The sequence below is a fragment of the Streptomyces sp. NPDC028308 genome, from assembly GCF_055565855.1.
The window spans coordinates 108,924-126,009 of sequence record NZ_JBVHTO010000001.1 but is presented as its reverse complement, the minus strand read 5'-3'; the positions used below and the strand labels follow the sequence as shown (position 1 = coordinate 126,009).

General features: G+C 67.9%; 19 protein-coding genes. 4 read left to right on the top strand and 15 right to left on the bottom strand.

All coding sequences use genetic code 11. The annotated features are described in order from the left end of the window. Positions 1-97: 97 nt before the first annotated feature. The 12 genes from ACZ4VA_RS00495 to ACZ4VA_RS00440 all read right to left on the bottom strand — a co-directional run bounded on the left by ACZ4VA_RS00495 (position 98) and on the right by ACZ4VA_RS00440 (position 9,490). Positions 98-1,645 (bottom strand): YfjI family protein, encoded by a 1,548-nt coding sequence (locus tag ACZ4VA_RS00495; RefSeq protein WP_468079609.1) that lies wholly within the window; start codon positions 1,643-1,645, stop codon positions 98-100. An 11-nt stretch (positions 1,646-1,656) separates the two neighbouring features. Further along, positions 1,657-1,980, bottom strand: coding sequence for a hypothetical protein (locus tag ACZ4VA_RS00490; RefSeq protein ID WP_468079075.1), 324 nt, complete (start codon positions 1,978-1,980; stop codon positions 1,657-1,659). Further along, the gene (locus tag ACZ4VA_RS00485) at positions 1,977-2,855 is read right to left on the bottom strand and encodes a bifunctional DNA primase/polymerase (RefSeq protein ID WP_468079073.1); all 879 of its coding nucleotides are present in this window, start codon (positions 2,853-2,855) and stop codon (positions 1,977-1,979) included. The genes ACZ4VA_RS00490 and ACZ4VA_RS00485 overlap by 4 nt, the downstream gene beginning before the upstream one ends. After that, on the bottom strand, positions 2,852-3,499 hold the full coding sequence (locus tag ACZ4VA_RS00480; RefSeq protein ID WP_468079071.1) for a DNA methylase: 648 nt from the start codon (positions 3,497-3,499) through the stop codon (positions 2,852-2,854). Before ACZ4VA_RS00480 ends, ACZ4VA_RS00485 begins: the two co-directional genes overlap by 4 nt. Positions 3,500-3,700: 201 nt before the next feature. Continuing rightward, positions 3,701-4,150 carry a hypothetical protein gene (locus ACZ4VA_RS00475; RefSeq protein WP_468079069.1) on the bottom strand — a complete coding sequence of 150 codons (450 nt, stop codon included), beginning with the start codon at positions 4,148-4,150 and terminating at the stop codon, positions 3,701-3,703. A gap of 14 nt (positions 4,151-4,164) precedes the next feature. Continuing rightward, entirely contained in the window at positions 4,165-4,359 is a 195-nt protein-coding gene (locus ACZ4VA_RS00470) for a hypothetical protein (RefSeq protein ID WP_406360862.1), read from the bottom strand. 17 nt (positions 4,360-4,376) lie between these two features. Then, complete coding sequence (locus ACZ4VA_RS00465; RefSeq protein WP_468079067.1) at positions 4,377-4,628, bottom strand: hypothetical protein; 252 nt, start codon at positions 4,626-4,628, stop codon at positions 4,377-4,379. 141 nt (positions 4,629-4,769) lie between these two features. Then, entirely contained in the window at positions 4,770-6,992 is a 2,223-nt protein-coding gene (locus ACZ4VA_RS00460; protein ID WP_468079065.1) for a cell division protein FtsK, read from the bottom strand. A gap of 83 nt (positions 6,993-7,075) precedes the next feature. Next, complete coding sequence (locus ACZ4VA_RS00455; RefSeq protein ID WP_468079063.1) at positions 7,076-7,465, bottom strand: RRQRL motif-containing zinc-binding protein; 390 nt, start codon at positions 7,463-7,465, stop codon at positions 7,076-7,078. Further along, positions 7,462-8,565 carry a conjugal transfer protein gene (locus ACZ4VA_RS00450; RefSeq protein ID WP_468079061.1) on the bottom strand — a complete coding sequence of 368 codons (1,104 nt, stop codon included), beginning with the start codon at positions 8,563-8,565 and terminating at the stop codon, positions 7,462-7,464. The genes ACZ4VA_RS00455 and ACZ4VA_RS00450 overlap by 4 nt, the downstream gene beginning before the upstream one ends. Further along, a complete protein-coding gene (locus tag ACZ4VA_RS00445) occupies positions 8,565-9,203 on the bottom strand; it encodes a GGDEF domain-containing protein (RefSeq protein WP_468079059.1) in 639 nt (212 codons plus the stop codon). The genes ACZ4VA_RS00450 and ACZ4VA_RS00445 overlap by 1 nt, the downstream gene beginning before the upstream one ends. Next, the gene (locus ACZ4VA_RS00440; protein WP_468079607.1) at positions 9,200-9,490 is read right to left on the bottom strand and encodes a hypothetical protein; all 291 of its coding nucleotides are present in this window, start codon (positions 9,488-9,490) and stop codon (positions 9,200-9,202) included. The genes ACZ4VA_RS00445 and ACZ4VA_RS00440 overlap by 4 nt, the downstream gene beginning before the upstream one ends. Positions 9,491-9,922: 432 nt before the next feature. On the opposite strand from ACZ4VA_RS00440, the gene ACZ4VA_RS00435 reads away from it, so the two are divergent. Together ACZ4VA_RS00435 and ACZ4VA_RS00430 are read left to right on the top strand one after the other, a co-directional pair. Further along, entirely contained in the window at positions 9,923-10,258 is a 336-nt protein-coding gene (locus tag ACZ4VA_RS00435; RefSeq protein WP_468079057.1) for a winged helix-turn-helix domain-containing protein, read from the top strand. A gap of 158 nt (positions 10,259-10,416) precedes the next feature. Further along, entirely contained in the window at positions 10,417-11,664 is a 1,248-nt protein-coding gene (locus ACZ4VA_RS00430) for an XRE family transcriptional regulator (protein WP_468079055.1), read from the top strand. A gap of 5 nt (positions 11,665-11,669) precedes the next feature. On the opposite strand, the gene ACZ4VA_RS00425 is transcribed toward ACZ4VA_RS00430, so the two are convergent. Together ACZ4VA_RS00425 and ACZ4VA_RS00420 are read right to left on the bottom strand one after the other, a co-directional pair. Continuing rightward, entirely contained in the window at positions 11,670-12,041 is a 372-nt protein-coding gene (locus tag ACZ4VA_RS00425) for a hypothetical protein (RefSeq protein WP_468079053.1), read from the bottom strand. A gap of 299 nt (positions 12,042-12,340) precedes the next feature. Further along, positions 12,341-12,928: a hypothetical protein gene (locus ACZ4VA_RS00420; protein ID WP_468079051.1), complete on the bottom strand. Its 588-nt coding sequence runs from the start codon at positions 12,926-12,928 to the stop codon at positions 12,341-12,343. A 572-nt stretch (positions 12,929-13,500) separates the two neighbouring features. Between ACZ4VA_RS00420 and ACZ4VA_RS00415 the strand changes: the two genes are divergently transcribed. Then, positions 13,501-14,268, top strand: coding sequence for an endonuclease domain-containing protein (locus ACZ4VA_RS00415; protein ID WP_468079049.1), 768 nt, complete (start codon positions 13,501-13,503; stop codon positions 14,266-14,268). 426 nt (positions 14,269-14,694) lie between these two features. Here ACZ4VA_RS00415 and ACZ4VA_RS00410 read toward each other — a convergent pair whose 3' ends face one another. Beyond that, positions 14,695-16,140, bottom strand: coding sequence for an FAD-dependent monooxygenase (locus ACZ4VA_RS00410; protein WP_468079047.1), 1,446 nt, complete (start codon positions 16,138-16,140; stop codon positions 14,695-14,697). A 212-nt stretch (positions 16,141-16,352) separates the two neighbouring features. Between ACZ4VA_RS00410 and ACZ4VA_RS00405 the strand changes: the two genes are divergently transcribed. After that, positions 16,353-16,952, top strand: coding sequence for a TetR/AcrR family transcriptional regulator (locus ACZ4VA_RS00405; protein WP_356237605.1), 600 nt, complete (start codon positions 16,353-16,355; stop codon positions 16,950-16,952). The last annotated feature ends 134 nt before the right edge of the window (positions 16,953-17,086 follow it).

Here is a 17,086-nt window from a genome sequence, read left to right as displayed (position 1 = left end):
CGCGCGGTGCCGCGAGGTCCCGCCGCAGGTCAGCGGGGGTGCCGAGGGTTATTGCGGATTTTGCGGTTTGTGCGGCGCCGGTTGGGCCGCTTCCTCGCTACCGCTCGATGCCTCGCAGGCCGGGGTGCACCGACACGCGGGGTGCCGGCGGGCGACCGGGCTTGCCGGTGCGCTCCGGTTGGTAGCTCCGGAGGTACCCGTGTTCCTCCAACAGGGCGAGGGCCGGTTCGAGGTCGGCAACGGTGCGGACCTCGGACCGGGACAGGGCGGTGAGGAGGTCCCGTCGGCTGACGTCGTCCCATCCGTTGTCCCTGATGACGTCCAACACGCTGCGGGCCCGCCCGACGACGGGATCGGCGCCCATGGCGTCGAACACGGCAAGGGCGTGAGCCGTGTAGTACTCCCCCAACTCGATCGCGGCGACCATGGTGGCCTCCGGAACCGGGTGCGCGTAGCCCTCACCGAGGTGTTCGGCGAGGTGCAGCAGCGCGGCCATGCGTGCGACTGCACCGGCCAGCTTTCCGGCCCAGTCGGATACGTGGCCCAATTTCCCACCCCTGGCCTTGAGCTGTGGCTCAAGGCGTTTCTGGTAGCCGATCAGGACTGCGTCGGCTTCCGGGCTGAGTTGGATGACGGCCGGGTCGGTCCATTCCGCGAGGGACAGGGTCAGGCTGATGACCCGGGCGGCGTAGGTGGCGGCCGTCTGCTCAGGAACCGGCTGGGTGACGACCTGCCGGTCCCCGACCGTCGAATGCGGCAGGGAGTACAGGAAGCGGCCCAGTAGTCCCCGCCCCTTGAAGCCCTTGACCTTGCCGATCTCTTGGAGCACGTCCGGTTGGACGGCGAGGCCGATGGTCAGGGCGGGGTTGTCGATGTACTCGCGTCGGGTCTGCCGGTTGACCCTCAGCCGGTCCCCGGCATGGCCCTTGAGGAACACCTCCATGTTCGGGGCCCCGGAGTAGCGGCCGGCGATGATGTCGAAGATGCCGCCCTCTGCGCTCATCACGGACAACCGGCCGCCCTGTTCCGCCATGAGGGAGGTGACCGTCTCGGGGGTGGAGTCGTCGGCGAGGAGCACCGGTTCGGCCGGGACGGTGAGCGTGTCGGCCGTCTGCGCCAGTCCGACGGCCGTGGCCACCGCTTGCTCCCGCTTGTCGGCCTCCGCGGATGCCGCCTTGGTGGCGGCCTTCTCTGCCGCTTCCTTGGCCAACCGGGCGGTCACCTCCGCCTCTACGATGACCGGTTTCATCGCGGCTTTAAGGTGCTTCTCCGCCTCGTACAGGGGGTTGGCGAGCAGTCCGAAGACGGCGGACTTGCGGTTGCCGGGCGGGAGGGCCACCACGGTGTAGAGGTTGGTGGGCTCGCGCCAGTTGCCGCGTACGTGGACCACGGACCGGCCGCCGGCCGCCGTGGCGAGGACGGCGAGAGCGATGGACCCGGCGAGGTCCACCGGGGTCTGTGTCTCCTCCGCGACGGCCCCCACGAACTCCCCGAGCCATGCGGGGAGGACGTGGGCGGGGAACGGCGGTCGCTCGCGCCCGCCGGTGAGAGGAATGGGGTCCTCCCACACGTCAGGCGCCATGTCGGCCTCGCCGGGGGGCTGTTCGAGGGTGGGCAATCCGGCCCACAGGTCCGGGCTGTCCACAGGCTGTGGAGTCATGAGGCCGCCCTCCCTTCGGATGCGGTGGCGTGGGGGCAGACGCCGACGATGACGCGCGCGGCAAGCGCGATGACGGCGGCACGACCCCGGGCGCGTTCGTGGCTTCCGCAGGCGCAGAGCCAGTCCGCAACGGCCACCTGCTCGCACCAGATCCGCAGACCCGGTTGGATACCGGTCACGGTGACCCTCTGCGGGTCAGAACCAACCGCAGAAAGGACGCCCTTGCGGGCGGCATCCTTCAGCTCGCCCACGGTCGGCCGTGCCGGGCCCTGTACTGCGCCCTGCGGGCCGTTCGAGGTGGTTCGGGATGCTTTGTTCATGCCGTGCGCTCCACAGCCGTCTCAAGGCCGTTGACGACCGCACGGCGGGCGTAGGGCTCCGGAACACCGACGGAGACGGCGGCGGCCACGATCCGCTCCCCCAGGTTCGCCAGTCCGCACGGCCCGGGGCATCCGGCGTGCTGTGCGGCGAGGAACCGGGCGACCCCGAACGCCTGTGAACCAGCGCCGGATTCGGTGCGGGCCCGGACCAGGGCGAGGCCGCGTTCGAGGCCGGTGAGGACGTAGCGCTCGTTGTGGCGGCACCCGGTGGCAACGGTCCGGTCCCAGGTGGCGCGTTCAGGGACGGAAGACACCAACCCCCCGGGGGCGGGGTTGGTGTCTTCTTTCACGACCAGGGCGCGAACGGCCGCCGGCAGGGCGACCATGCGGCCGGTACCGGGTCCGAGCCACCGGGCGTACTGCATGAGCGACTTGACGTCCACGCCCGGCCGGACCGCGTTGCGCGAGGGCATGGCGCCCCGGTAGAGCCAGTGCTCACCGCGCGTCGTCGCCACGACCCGCGTGGCGGGGAGCGTTTCGTTCGCCCACGCGACGGCCGCCGCGTTGTCGAGGTCCACGACCGTGAGCCCGGCCCCGCCGGGGTTGTAGGCGACTGCCACCGCCTCACGCCACGCCGGCGCCCACACGGGCGAGGTGAGAACGTTCGGCTCGGTGGTGGCTGCGGCCCATGCGTGGCACGGAGCGGGGCACCGGCAGGGGCCAGCCGTTTTCATGTTCGGTCGGCCGCCGCAGGCGCCGTCCTTGCAGGAACGGCAGTTGCCCAGGGGGAGCTTGCCCCGCAGCAAGGGCAGGGCGGGAACACCGGCCGATGCGAGGGCGAGGGCGACCCTCAGGGCGTCGGGAGTGGTGTTCATGCCGCCACCCCCTTGAACGCACGCGAGACGCGGAGGGCCCGTCCGATGTACTCCGTGTACGCGGGCGGAATGGCCTCCGTCAGTTCCTCGCGCACGGCGGTCCAGGGGATGCCGAGCGCTTCTTGCAGTTCGGGGATGGACGGCTTGCCGCCGCCGTTGCCGTACGCGGCGACGTAGGGGCCATCGTAGAAGCGGCCGTGCCGGTACCCGCGCACCCGTCCCCGGTGGGGCACGTGGTCCCGTTGCGGGGCGGTCCAGCCGCCCAACTCGAAGTTGCGGTGACGGATCACGCCGAGACCGAACATCTCGCCGCACAGCGTCAGATCTTTGCGGATCGCGGCCCGCCCGTTGGGCTGCTCGATCACGTACGGCAGACCGGTCCGTTCGAGCAACGCTCGCGTGGGGGCGACCAGGTCGACGTGCGTGCCGCCCCACCCCTGGGAGGCGTTCGTGCCGACCGTCAGGGCGCATCCGTGCTGGCACGGCGGGGAGGCATGCACGCCCGCGTACCGGCGGATATCACCGGTCGCGATCAGGTGGGCGAGGTATTCGAGGGCGTCGCCCCGGTGGTACGGGAAGGGGTAGTTGGGACGGTCGGCGATGTCACAGCCGTCCACAACGAACCCGGCCCGGAGGTAGCCCATAGCAGCACCACCGGCACACGAGAACAGATCCAGCAGGCGTGGCCGGGACACTCGCCCCGAACGGGTGGCCGGGACTAAAGGGCCCTCGCCGAAAATGCGCAGTTGGGTCATGCTGTAGGTCTCCTGTTCTGCTACGTCGGGATACGGAGACCGAGGGCGGCGGGCGACCTTGTCCGGGAGTGCCGCCGCCCTCGGGCATAGCTAGCTGTAGAAGCGGTTCCGCTTGATCACGGCCTTGCGGATGTTCACCGTGGTGCCGCCGCCCGAGCCATGGCCGAAGATCTGGACGGCAATCCATCCGCCAAAGATGACGGCGGCGAGGATGATGAGTTGGTGGATCAGCACGGCGAGCGCGGCGATGAACGTGGTCAGCAGGACCAGTCCGCCGCAGACGGCGCCGAACCCGATGCCTCCGAGCGCGATGTTCACTGCCGTCCGGGAGACGGCCGGTCCGACGGCGACCGGTTCGGGCTGGATGGGCTCGATGGCGTAGCCGGAGACGACGCGGCCGTCGGGCAGGACGACGCTCGCCACGGTCGGGACGTGGCCGGTCTGTACCGGCATCAGCGGCGCCGGGTGCACCGGAGTGAGTGGGGCCGGCTGGTGGACTTCCACGGCGGCCGGGCGGCTGCAGGCGGTGGGCTCGTTCACGTCGGGACCTCTCTCTAGTGGCCGGTGCCGGCGAGGGCGCCGGTCACGGCGGTGACGAGTTGGTTGACGGTGTCGGCCGCGCCGGTGTCGGCGAGGTAGAAGCCGAAGAGGACGGCGGCGACGGCCGCGCCGCCCCCGAGCGCCCGGAAGCGGAGCAGGAGGGCGAGGACGGCGGCGAGGAGCAGGACGAGCGGGATGGTGAGGACCATGGGCGTCTCCTGTCGGGTCAGCGGGTGCCGGCGCGGTAGGTGCGCGCGGCGCGGTTGTAGATCCAGCGGCCGACGCGTATGCGCTTGCCGGTTGCCTTGCAGCGGCGGCAGTCCTTGCCGCGCTTGAGGCGTCCCTTGCGGTCGTTCTTGAAGGCGTGGCCCATGCCGTGGCACTTGCGGCAGTCGCCGAACGGGCTCAGCCAGCACCGGCCGCCATAACCGAACGTGACGGCGAGCAGGCATGCGATAGCGAGGAGGAGAAGGCTCATCAGGGGCCTCTCAGAGGGGTTTTCGAGGGTTTCCGCAGGTGGGCCGCTATCTGCTAGCGACCTGATCAGGGCCGGTTTGGGTCGCTAGCAGGGTTGCTACCGGTAGCGACGTCTGCCGCTACCGGTAGCACCCTCCGAGACCTACTCGCCGTCACGCTTCTTGTTGCGGTCCGTAATCGCGGCGGCGACGTCGTCGCGCTTGATGCCGCGCTTGTTGACCTGTTCGCCGTCGATGCGCCGGCTGATCTGCCCGGTGGTGATCCCGAACGGCTTGAGCGCTGCGGTGAGCGCTTCCGCCTTCGGCTTGGGCTCCAGGTCTGCCCACGGCCCGTACGCCTCCGGGCGGAGCGTGGCGAGGCGGTCCACGATGGTCTCGGACCACACCTTGGTCTCGCCCTTGCCGAGGACGGCGGCGACGTCGTCCAGGATCGTCGCGGACGCCTCCGGGGCCGGGGCCTCGCCGACCGCGTCGCCGGACAGGGTGCCTTCCGCCTCGCGCAGGGCGGCGGCCCGAGTGAGGATGCGCTCCGCGTCCCGGCCGTCGGCAAGGTAGGTGCGCACGATCCCGGCGTCGTCGGACATGCCCTTGAGCAGGCCAACTCCCTTGTGGGACTTGAGGAGCTTGGACGCGTCCAGGCCCTCCGAGTACGACCCGGCACCCAGGATCGTGTCCGAGACCTGGTAGGCGCCGACCCGCAGCGCGAACCGGGCTTGGTGCTGGTCGCGCAGTTCCGAGGGGCACGCCTTGTCGTCCGGCTTCTGCGTGGACGTCATCACGCTCACGCCGACGGCCGGGGCGACCCGGGCGAGGTAGACGAGCAGTGCCAGGATTTCCTTGCCGTGCTCGGGATGCTGCAGGTACTCCTGCACCTCGTCCACGACGAACAGGATGAGGGGCATGTTCAGCTTCTTGTCCCGGCTGATCTCCGGGGTGAGCTTGCCCTCGGGGCAGATGTGCAGGGGCAGTTCGGAGAGTCGGTGGTAGCGGTCCTCGACGTCCGCCTTTAACTCCCGCAGCGAGGTCAGCAGATGCCCCACGGGGTCGATGCCGTTCTTGGGCACGATGCCGAACCCGATGCGGTGGGCGACCAGCGCGAACTTGCGCCAGTCCGGCGATGCCTTCCCGTCGAACACGTACAGGCGCACGTACGGGTCGAGTGCTGCGGCGAGCGCGATCGTGCGGGCCGAGAACGTCTTGCCCTGACGCGGGACCGCGCCGACGAGCAGGGACAGCCACAGCATGGTGGCCATGACCGGGTTGCCGCGCTCGTCCACGCCCCACGGGAACGGCTTCCAGAAGTCCACCCGAGTCGCCCCCAGCAGCGGCGACTTGCCCGACGGGACCGCGAGCGGGTCACGGTCGGCGATCCAGTACGACACCCTGCGCTCGCTCGTCTCGTCCTTGTCGAGGAAGAGCTGAGTGGCGGCGATGTCCATGCCCGACGCCACCTTGGTGTGCGCGTTGAGCGCGTCCTTGAAGGACTTGCCGTACGGCAGGTCCACGATCACGCGCCAGCCGTCGCCGTCCCGGCCGATCGGCCGCGGGAAGGCGATGGACTGATCCTTGCTGGTCAGTCCCGCCACCTCGTGTGCGCGGATCACGATGTCCGAGGACAGCTTGCGCTTGCGGAACGTCACCTTGGCCATGTCGATGAGCGGCCGGTCCGCCGGCGCCCCCACCACACCCAAGGTGGTCGTCAGCGCGGCTACCGCGAGCAGCAGTAGCCACGACGGCGCCATGACGTACAGCGTGAGCGTGGCGGCGAGACCCACCATGGACGCGATGGCGGCGACGACCCCGCGCAGCCGCACACGGTCGTTGCGCTGCCGCGAGAGCTTCAGGTACTCCGCCGCGTCCTCAGCGGCCACGGCCGCCAGACGCAGCGACTTGCCCTCAGCGTCGAACACCCACCGGCCGATCGCGGCCGACCAGCGCCACGCCCCGCGCGGCGAGTAGTAGAGAACCTTCGGGGTGTAGATGCACGGCAGACGGACCGCGTGATAGCCCATCACCGCCGAGTAGTGCCGGATGGCCCACTTGCGGACGGCCTTGCGCTGGTCAGGGAGCTTGACCCAGTCCGGCAGGACCGGGACACGGGCCTTGTCCCTCGCCTCCATCCACTCCGCCACGGACGGCGGGTAGACCTCGCGCGGCGGGTCGACCGGGGTGCCGTCGGCCAGTCCTTCGGCCTCCGGGTCGTCGGTGTCGGGGAGTTCGGCCTCCCACTCCCCCGGCTTCGCCTCACCGGGCGGCGCGGCGGGCTCCGGAGCCTTCTTGAGGGGGAAGGTCAGAACGGCGGCCGTCTGCGCTTCCGTGCCGCCCGGCTGATCCGGAGGCGGGGTGAACGTGGTTGTTTCCGTCACGATGTACGTACTCCTTCGGGAGTCGAAGGGTTCCGGCCGGCTTGCTGTGGAAGGTCGGGCGGCCGGACCCGGGTTCGTGTGGTTCACGCGGCGCGCTGTTCTTCGGGGTAGGCGCAGGTCACGCACCTGCCGAGGGTGGGCGGAATGACGTATCCGGCATCGCGCCGGCACTCGGGGCAGGTGCGACGGGCGCGCATCATGGCGTGGTGTGCGCGCCACCGACCCGGTGTCATCGGTCGGACGGGTTGGGCGAGGTCCAGCCGGTAGAGGTAGGCGGTCAGCGGCTCGCGCCGACGGCGCGGCCGTAAGAGTTGCGCGGCGACTTCCTGACCTCCCGGCCGCAGTCCACGGATACGGAGTTGGCGGCGGGTAGCCAATCCCAACTCCTTCGGGGCGTGGCGCCATGGGTAGGTGGGGATGCCGAACCGTTCGCCGGTGGGGTCGAAGCAGTCGGCGAGCGTCAGCCGCTTCACGGGGCCGTACTGCCGGTGGCACGGTCGGCGAGGATCGTGTCCCGCAGCAGTCGGGCGTTCGCGGGCGAGGTGTGGACCTCGCGGCGGATGCCCTCAGCCGTGATCTGCGCGTCCGTCCACCCGGCCGTGACCGACCGTGCTTCGGCGAGCAGTTGATCCGGGGTCCGCTTGGGCCGAGGTGATCGGGCGACCTGCGGGACCCGCCCCGTCGCCCGACGCGGCCGACTCGACACAGCCGGAACCGCCTTGACGACCGGGACCAGGATCGGCGCCGGAATCGCCCGTACGGGCTTGAGAGGCAGAGTCGACTTGCCCAGGTCGACCGCCACCGGCGCGGGAACCGGGAATCGGGTCAGGACCACGGACGGCACCGGCGTCGATTCCGGCAGGTCAGCCGTAGACCGATTCCTCATGGTCTTCGCTGATTCATCCGCATTCTCGATCGGCTCGGGCGCTGGGTCGGTGCCGCCGAACATCGAGGCGAGCGCGGCATCCGCGCCATCGGTGATCCGGTCGCGCTGGACATCCAGCAGCCTCGATCCGAGCGCCACATCCCCGACACCGACCCGGCGGGCCAGCCGCCACGACTTGCGCTCCGACCACTTCCGGACGCGGTCGCTGGGGTGGTGGACGGCGCGGGCGCGGTGGTAGGCGAGTGACTGGACGACGTCGGCGATGCGTCGTTCGTTCTCCGCGTCGCGGCCGTCGGTGTGGACGACGATCCGGCGGGCGAGGAACGCCATGCCCTCCGCCGAGACCGACATGCCCATCGGGGTCAGGGCGTAGATGACGGTGCGGCCGGGGTCGGGTGCGGCCATGGCGCCCATGGACGCGGCGGCGGCCGGCAGCGCCCAGAGCCCGGCCCGCACGATGCGCGGGGAGGACTGGCCCAGCATGGTCAGTCCGAGCAGGACCAGGGCGAGGACGGCGGTCGCGCCCTCACCTGCACCGAGCGCACCGAGTGCGGTCCCCTTGCCGTAGGCGTGGCCGATGTTGCTGTAGGTGCCGATCCCGCCGACGACGCCCGTGGCCAGCATGGGCACGAAGGCGGCCGTCAGAACGGTGATCTGAACTTTTGTCAGGGGCTTGCGGGCGGTCATCACGCTGCCTCCTTGCCGGTGGTGCCCGGCCGGCCGTAGCGGCGGCCGTTGACGGTGGGCAGTGCGGGAGTCGTCGCGTGCTGCGGGGCGATGCTGGCGCCCCCGCCCTCGCGCTTGGCGAGGTACATGTGCTCGTCCGCCTGCCGCAGCAGCGCGGACAGGTCCGGGCTCCCGTGCCAGTGGCGGGCCACTCCGACCGAGACATGCACGTCGATGTCGCAGTCCTCAAACGTGACCGGCCGCTCAAGGCTGCGGATTAGGTCCAGGACCTCGCCGGGGTCGTCCAGGGCCATGACGGCGGCGAACTCATCTCCGCCCAACCGTCCGGCCACGCCGTGGTGTCCGGCCGCCCACTCCCCGAGCCGCATGCCGGTCGCGCGGATCACCGCGTCACCTGCCGCGTGGCCGTGGGTGTCGTTGATGGTTTTGAACCAGTTCAGGTCCAGGACCAGAACCGCGCGCCGTGATCCGTGGGCGAGGTTCTTGCGGGCCCGGTCCTCGAACGCGTCTCGCGTCCACAGGCCGGTCAGCGGGTCGCGGCGGGCGGCCTCGATCCGGCGCGTCAGCCGCAGCGCGTGAACCGACCAGCCGGCCAGTAACGGGGCGCCGGCAGCGGTGGCGAACATCAGCCCGCTCATGCCGCTTCCCCCATCCCCGGCCGCTGGCCGCGAACGGAGCGGAGGAACGGCACAGTGCAGATCAGGGCGTCCGCGTACAGGGCGTCCCAACCAGCGATCTCGTCACCGGCCTCCGCCTCGTGCCGCAGGTCGGCGAGGACGTCACGGGCCGCGTCCTCACGGGCCGTCCGCTCGTCGGCCGTTTCGGACTTCAGCGGGCCCCGGAACAAGTCGACGTCGATACCGAGCGCCAGTTCCAGAAACTCCAGGTCGCCGTGCGCTTCCTGCCCGGCGACGAAAGTGCGCATACGCATGGTGGATCTCTCCATCTCAGGTACGTCGGGATACGGAGATCCGGGGCGGCGGGCGATCCTGTCCGGGAGTGCCACCGCGTCCGGAAACGGGCCAACGCCGCACGTCACGGCGGGCCGAGTGACCCCGGACGGAATCTGATTCCGCGCCCTCACGGCTGGATACCGGGGTCGACGGCATCACCCGGCCGCCACGGGGACGAGGCCCACAGAGCCCCGCCAACTTCAAGCACTCTGTTGAGTTCTCAAGGAACAGCCGCTTCCTTCGTACTCACCCTTACGGGCTTTCCTCCGGGCGTTCATGCAGGTCAGGGAGTTGTCCGGATGACTCCGGGTCCCTTTCGTGAACTAGCTTGCACTAGTCTGCTGTGGTGCACAAGCCATGCGCGGTGATGCGAGCTAGTTCGCTGTGGTGAGTACCCTCAACATATGACTGTCACTGGAGGGCCCAAGCCCAAGGCCGTGCAGGTCGCAGACGCTCTACGCGACGACATCAAGAAGATGAAGCCGGGAGACAAACTCCCGTCTCAGCGAGAGCTGATCGACCGATTCGGGTATGCGAGCCAGACCATCCAGAACGGGCTAGCCGCACTGCGAGCCGAGGGGCTGATCGTGTCGGCGGGAAACCTGGGCAACTTCGTCAGCGACGGCTCTGCCCCGGACGGCGACGTACGTGATGACATCAAGGAAATCCGCTCCCAACTCAAGACGTTGACCGAACGACTCGAAGCGCTGGAAAGCCGCTCCGTACCGGGTGGCGCTTGATCTGGAACCAGCATCGGAGTAACGGAGTGTGTGTAGAAAGTGACAGTGGGGGGACGGGAGAACTGGGGTGGGGACATGTCCAGTGACACCCCCCTGTCCCCTTCCCTGTCCCCCGTGCTCACGCGCGAGACTCGGAGCAGGCACTCGGAGGAGGGCGCATGACTGACGACAGGCCCGCATGGGCACGGCGGATCGCTGCCGAACGACAGGCGCGCGACTGGTCACAGCGTGACGCGGTCCGGGCTCTGCGAGCGCACGCGTCTTCCGAGCTGCCGGCAGAGGACAGCATGATTCGCCAGTGGAAGCGCTGGGAGTCCGGTCAGGCACCAAACGACTTCTACCAACCGCTGATCGCAGCCGTATTCGGCACAGTGACGCACGCCCTCTTCCCCGCGCCGTCTCGCCGTGACGGCGACAAGGAGATCCTGGCAGCGAGCGGCATGGAAACCCTGGAGATCGTGAGTCGCCTGAACCGGTCCGACGTCGACAGCGCAACGCTCGACGCTCTCCGGATCACCACAGACCGGCTTTGCTCTGAGTACCCGTTCATGCCCAGCGGTCAGCTCCTCATCGAGGGGCGTCAGTGGCTTCGCCGCGTGGTTGACCTGCACACCAAGAGCCTCACCCTTGCACAGCATCGCGAGGTGCTCGCACTTTCGGGTTGGCTCGCCTTGCTCGTCGGATGCGTTGAGTACGACACAGGAGACCGTCACGCGGCAGAGTCCACGCGGCGGGCAGCCCTCTCGCTCGCGACCGAGTCCGACAACCCCGAGGTGGCGGGGTGGGCCCACGAGATGCGGGCATGGTTCGCCCTCACATCCGGCGACTATCGGGGGGTCATCGCCGCAGCCCAAGCCGGGGCCGAAACCGCAGCGCACCACAGCGTCGCTGTGCAGCTCGCCGGCCAGGAGGCCAAAGCTTGGGCGCGACTCGGGGACCGTCGACAGGTTGAAGTGGCCCTCGACAAGGGACGCCGACTGCTTGAAGGGATGCCGTACCCCGAGAACCTGGACAACCACTTTGTTGTCGACCCAGCCAAGTTCGACTTCTACGCGATGGACTGTTACCGCCTCGTTGGCGAAGACCGGCTTGCGCGAACGCTAGCGGACGAGGTTCTTCGGGCGGGAACAGACTTCGACGGCACGGAGCGATCCCCGATGCGCAACGCCGAGGCCCGGGTAACTCTGGGGGTCACCGCAGCGCGAGATGGCGACCTTGAACAAGCGGTCATCCACGGTGAACGTGCCCTACAGGGCGAGCGTCAGTCTGTCCCCTCGCTGATCATGACCAGCCGAGAACTCGCGGCCGTCATGAGGCAGAGATACAGCACCGAACCGGCCGCACGGGAATACTTGAACCACCTGCAAGATCTAGGCAGGGAGAAGCCGGGATTCCTTTCTTCATAAGAGCTCTAGGCGCCTTTCGGGGGGTCCCATAGTTCATTCATCACCATCTCCTCCATATCTATGTCCAGCGACAGAGGTAGCTTGGAAACAAATTCGTCCCTATCAAGCACTGTCTGCACTTTCATGTCGCCTGGCGAATCTGACGCGAGAATTACAGCCACGAGGATGTAGCGCAGCGTTCCCGTTAGCCCGGCGGTGGCCAGATACATTTCCTGCAAGGAAGGGCCTAGGCTCTGACTCGTTTGAGCAGTACGTGGAGCATAGACGGTCAAGGATAAACGCAGAGACGTAAAACGATGCCATGCGACCGAAAGAATAGGGAAGGCTTCGGCTAGTTCGGCTACTTGCTTTGAGTGCTCCTCTCTGAAATCGCGCACGCTCGGAACAAAAAAGACCCCCTGCGAGTTGCCAGAGCATATTTCGTCATAATTCAATATGAACGCGAGGTCGCGCCTAGACAGCTCGCGGGTGAGCCGAAGCAGTGATCGTGCGAGAAGTGCTGTTCGCTCCACGCCCGCGGATTGAACTGCTCCGATAGCCGCCTCTATGCGCTGACGCTGTCTCTTAGGTAGGAGCCTCATCTGGACCCAGCGTTGCCCTCCTAAGAGCTTGTGTAAGGCTAAAGCGATATTGCCAATAGCCACGAGACCAATGAAACCGACCTCCAGCAATAGTTTCATTCTGAGGCGCCCTCGCCACTATGGCTCCCTACCCCAGATCCCAGGATTTTGAATCCCATCAATGAGGCCGCAGCCTTCAGTTCATGAATGACTCCCTGTCGTGCTGTCGATAGCGAAGTCACGGCGTCGCGCCACTCCGAGTACCGGTGGGTGTAATTTTCAACCTCGCCGACTCTAGACCAACAGAAAAACCGTAGAGTAGCGAAATTACGCCAGGCTGCACTCACCTCTGGTCTATACTGCGAGATAGCGATAATGCTGTCCAAATCCCGAGAAGTCCTTTCGCGATCTCGGTGGGCCTGCTCTGATATCAGCAGCAGATTGGGTGTCGAACCGGAGTCGATCTGTTCGCGCACATCCTCCAGCGCATGCACCTGCCGTCGAGTTTCCTCTCGGAGTTCGACCATGAGTTCGTAGAGCCTCTGTCGATGCCGCTCCTCGATTGCTTGCAAGCGCTGAGCAGTCGTGGTCGCGAGCTCCCTCGCCTGGTCGGCTCGCTTATCCTTCATCTGCATTTTTCGGATTATCAACGGCACAGCGATAGCCGTAACAACTCCCCCTCCTGCGGCAATCAGCGCGGTCACGACATCGACTTGCATTTTGCCCCCACGGTTCGACCAGCCCGCAGACCTCCTTCCCGTCGACAGCGGAGCGCAACCAATCCAATGATCAGGGCTCCGAGACGACGACTACCACAGTGATGCAGCACGAATCTCCGTGGTAGCTACGGGTACCGCTGTTACCACAGAGATTGATGTGCAGAAAATGAATTCCTGATAAGGATAGCCATCATCGCGCATGAAGGGAGATAATAGAGCGCACTTTCATTTTCGAAATGCGTTGTGCTATCAACCGGTTCCAGTTGCGGCAAAGGGCTCAACGGCGTTGCGCCGGTTTGCGGGGCACCCATTGTTCGGTACGCTTCGTTGTCCTGGTCTTTGTCCAGTGCGCCGACGGCCGCCACCGTTCCACGTCGTACGCACACACCCTCTGATCTGCTCCCTGAACCCCGACGAACGTCCTCGTACGGCCAAGCGGACAGTTTGAAAGCGTGTTGGGTGATCCTTCCCGAACAAGCCCTGATCACGTTCTCAGCAGCGCGGACAATCCTGGAGGCTGGGTTCCCGACCGCCGATCTCCCTGTCACCGTAGAGACATGAAGAACGACTTACCAGTACGCATCGTCGGCGAGCGCGTAGTCACGGAACCCGGCATCGGGCCAGTGCCGACGGTATGGCTTCCGCTGCACGGGCAGGTCATCGCTGAGCTGCCACCCCGGAAGGGCAACCGCCGTTGGCTGCACGAGACGGTGGGCATTCGTTCCCCGGAGTTCGATGGTGATCAATGGAACCTACCGCGCAGCAGTCTCATGCGGTTGGTGATCGCGGCGGTCGACCGGTACGGGTTCATCGTGCTCTGGCGAGACATGTCAACGCTGTCGCACTGCACAGACAACTGTTTGAAAGCAACGGGAATCGAATGCCAGTGCTCATGCCTGGGAGTGCACCATGGGCAGGACTCTGCAGGATGGTTTGAACGGGTTGGCGACGCAGTGGTGGCCGACCTTGGCGAGTGCATCCGTACAGGTGTCGTCTACGGAGCGAGAGGCACCGATGCGAATGCGGTGATCTACGCCAGCGAGCTGCAAGGCGAGACCTACTGCGTCGATCGCATTGGCCGGCAGCACTGGCCGATGGCCAGCCAATTCATGTGCGTGAGCTGCATGACGGAGCGCGCGACCGTCTGGGACCACTGTCACACTCACGGCTTTGTACGCGCACCACTGTGTAATCCCTGCAACACACGCCACTGGCGTGGCTGGCGGCCGCAATACGGTCGAGCACCGCAGAGCCGCAACCTTGATGACAGCTACTACCGCCAGTGCCCCAAACACGCCGTCGCGTGGAGGCAATGCAGTGCGTAGCCCCGTTAACTGCTTCTCGCCGGGGGCGTCGCCCAGGTCAGCAGTCCCAGCACCGTCTCATTTTCCGTCTCGTTCGTGGCCGCACGTCGCCGTTCCGGGTCGTTCACTGAGCTCCATCCGGCATGTCGTCTGCACGGGATTGAACGCCCCTGAACAACCTCGGATCATGCTCTGAACAGCCCGGACAAACCTGCAAAGCGAGTTACGTGGGTTCGATTCCCGCCACGGCCTCCAGCGCCTGAACGGGCGGAGGAAAGGGCGGCCCCCCCCCCTGGCGGGGTGCCGCCCTTTCGGCCGTCCGTCTCGCTTCGCCTCTCGGTCGACCGATCCGCCCACGGGGGAACTCGATCTCCGGCAGGGTCGTGAGCCACCGCCGGCCAACCGGGGCGAGGCCCGAGGGCCGGGGGCATGTGCCGGTGCCGGGCACTAACCCAGGTGCCGGGCCACGGCCGCCTCGACCTCCGCCACGTCCGCGCCCTCCGCCGCCCAGGCCACGTATCCGTCGGGCCGTACCAGGACGGTCGTCCGGCGGTCGCCCGCCCAGCGCCCCACGGTCAGCCGTCCCTCGTGCGGACCGGGGTCCTCGTACGTCCCGGGCGTGATCAGTACGAACCGGCCGCCGCGCAGCGCCTCGTAGAGCCGGCCGCTCTTCAGGGCGACGTCGGGGGCGCGGGTGCCGGTGAGGCGGTGGGTGCCGCGAGGCGCGGGGTAGGCGTAGCCGATCCCGGTGACCTGCCCCAGCGCCTTGCGCTGGACGGACGGGGCGACGTCGACGATCGCGGAGACCATGGCACGGGCGGTACGCAGCAGCGGATGGCGCGCGCGGGCCAGCCGGACCAGTCCCCCGCTGCTGCGCAGCACCGCTCTGCCGACCGGGTGGCGCTCGGCCTCGTAGCTGTCGAGGAGCCCTTCGGGCGCCCGGCCTTGGACGGCTGCGGCGAGCTTCCAGCTGAGGTTGGCGGCGTCCTGGAGGCCGGTGTTCATGCCCTGCCCACCCGCCGGGGAGTGGATGTGCGCGGCGTCCCCGGCGAGGAAGACCCGTCCGACGCGGTAGTGCGGTGCCTGGCGCTCGTCACTGTGGAAACGGGAGAGCCAGCGGGCGTCGTGCATCCCGTAGTCGGAACCCAGCGCACGGCGGGTGATCTCCTTGACCTCGTCGAGGTCGAGCGGGGCGTCGTCGAAGACCTCGTTGCGGCGGTTCCAGCCCATGACCCGGTACCAGCCGTCGCCGAAGGAGGCGATCATCGCGAAGGCGTCGTCGCGTCCGTTGACCGTGAGGACGTCCTCGGGCTTCTCCGCCAGCCGGACATCGGCCAGGATCAGCGACTTGATGACGGAGACCCCGGGGAAGTCGAGGCCGATCGCCTCCCGGACGGCGCTCCGGTGACCGTCGGCGCCGACGACGTAGGCCGCCCGGCGGGTGACGACCGCTCCGTCCGCGCCGCGCACGTCGAGGTCGACGCCCTCGTCGTCCTGGCGCAGTCCCACGACCTCGCTCTCGTACGCGAAGTCGACACCGGCCTCCCGTGCCCGCCGCTCCAGGAGCCGCTCGACCTCGTACTGGGGGGTGATGAGCAGGAACGGGAAACGCGAGGGCAGTGTGCTCAGATCGAGGGAGAGCCGGCGGAACAGGCGCAGGCCGGTGATGGTGTCGCCGGTGGTGAGCAGTTCGTCGGCGAGGCCCCGGGCGTCGAGCTGCTCCAGCGTGCGGGCGTGCACCCCGAAGGCTCGGGAGAGGTTGCTGGTCTTGCGCGGCCGCTTCTCGACAAGGGTCACGGCGACGCCGGCTGCGGCGAGGTCACCGGCGAGGAGGAGGCCGGTGGGTCCGGAGCCGACGACGATCACGGTGCGGTGGGTGGCGGTGCCGTTCATGGTGGCCTCCTGTTGCCAGCGCCGGGTTGCCGCCTCATGCCTGCCATCTCTTGCCTGCCATCTCGGACGCGCCAACACTTGTTGGCCAACGTCCGTTGACGACCGTACCGAGGCGTCGGCATGGGCGTCAACACGTGTTGGCAAACGGTTGTGGGCCTCCAGCTGTTGACCCATACTCGTTAACCTACGTTCGTTGGCCTACGCTTGTTGGCATGATCGGCAGTGACAGCACCTCCACGGTTACCGGCGCCCGCACCCCACGCCGCTCCGACGCCACCCGCGGCGCGATCCTCGCCGCAGCCCGCGAACGCTTCGCGACCGACGGCTACGAGCGAGCTACCATCCGCGCCATCGCGAGGGACGCGAACATCGATCCGTCGATGGTGATGCGGTACTACGGCAACAAGGAGGGCCTCTTCGCGGCGGCCGTCGCCATCGACCTTCGACTGCCGGACGTGGACGGGGCGGACCGCCGGCAGGACGCCGGGCGGACCCTCGTCGAACACTTCCTCGACATGTGGGAGAACGACGAGGTCCTCACTGCCCTGCTGAGGGTCGGCGTGACCAACCAGGCCGGAGCGGAGCGGATGCAGGGCATCCTGCGCGACCAGCTGCTGCCCGTCGCCCGGCAGGTGTGCCCCGACCCCGAGCAGGCCCCGGCACGGGCGGCACTCATGGCGTCACAGCTGCTCGGACTGGCGCTCACACGCTACGTACTGCGCATGCCGCCGGCGGTGGAGCTGGCGCGGGCGGAGATCGTGGCATGGCTGGCGCCGACGATCCAGCGCTATCTGACCGCGCCAAGTCCCTGAAGCCTGCCGGACGCTCGTGCCCGGCGGATCCACGGGCGCCCGCGAAGCCCGCCACCCGGACCCGCCTCGGCGACGGCGATGTCCGGCAACGCAACGCCGCCCATGAGACCAGGCGCCCGGCGCTCCCGTGGACT

What these genes read in the sequence shown, in the direction of transcription:
- ACZ4VA_RS00405 (WP_356237605.1), top strand. Translation starts at nt 16,353, where the DNA reads ATGATCGGCAGTGACAGCACCTCCACGGTTACCGGCGCCCGCACCCCA.
- ACZ4VA_RS00440 (WP_468079607.1), bottom strand. Translation starts at nt 9,490, where the DNA reads ATGCGCACTTTCGTCGCCGGGCAGGAAGCGCACGGCGACCTGGAGTTT.
- ACZ4VA_RS00490 (WP_468079075.1), bottom strand. Translation starts at nt 1,980, where the DNA reads ATGAACAAAGCATCCCGAACCACCTCGAACGGCCCGCAGGGCGCAGTA.
- ACZ4VA_RS00435 (WP_468079057.1), top strand. Translation starts at nt 9,923, where the DNA reads ATGACTGTCACTGGAGGGCCCAAGCCCAAGGCCGTGCAGGTCGCAGAC.
- ACZ4VA_RS00410 (WP_468079047.1), bottom strand. Translation starts at nt 16,140, where the DNA reads ATGAACGGCACCGCCACCCACCGCACCGTGATCGTCGTCGGCTCCGGA.
- ACZ4VA_RS00470 (WP_406360862.1), bottom strand. Translation starts at nt 4,359, where the DNA reads ATGGTCCTCACCATCCCGCTCGTCCTGCTCCTCGCCGCCGTCCTCGCC.
- ACZ4VA_RS00415 (WP_468079049.1), top strand. Translation starts at nt 13,501, where the DNA reads ATGAAGAACGACTTACCAGTACGCATCGTCGGCGAGCGCGTAGTCACG.
- ACZ4VA_RS00480 (WP_468079071.1), bottom strand. Translation starts at nt 3,499, where the DNA reads ATGGGCTACCTCCGGGCCGGGTTCGTTGTGGACGGCTGTGACATCGCC.
- ACZ4VA_RS00450 (WP_468079061.1), bottom strand. Translation starts at nt 8,565, where the DNA reads ATGACCGCCCGCAAGCCCCTGACAAAAGTTCAGATCACCGTTCTGACG.
- ACZ4VA_RS00485 (WP_468079073.1), bottom strand. Translation starts at nt 2,855, where the DNA reads ATGAACACCACTCCCGACGCCCTGAGGGTCGCCCTCGCCCTCGCATCG.
- ACZ4VA_RS00465 (WP_468079067.1), bottom strand. Translation starts at nt 4,628, where the DNA reads ATGAGCCTTCTCCTCCTCGCTATCGCATGCCTGCTCGCCGTCACGTTC.
- ACZ4VA_RS00430 (WP_468079055.1), top strand. Translation starts at nt 10,417, where the DNA reads ATGACTGACGACAGGCCCGCATGGGCACGGCGGATCGCTGCCGAACGA.
- ACZ4VA_RS00445 (WP_468079059.1), bottom strand. Translation starts at nt 9,203, where the DNA reads ATGAGCGGGCTGATGTTCGCCACCGCTGCCGGCGCCCCGTTACTGGCC.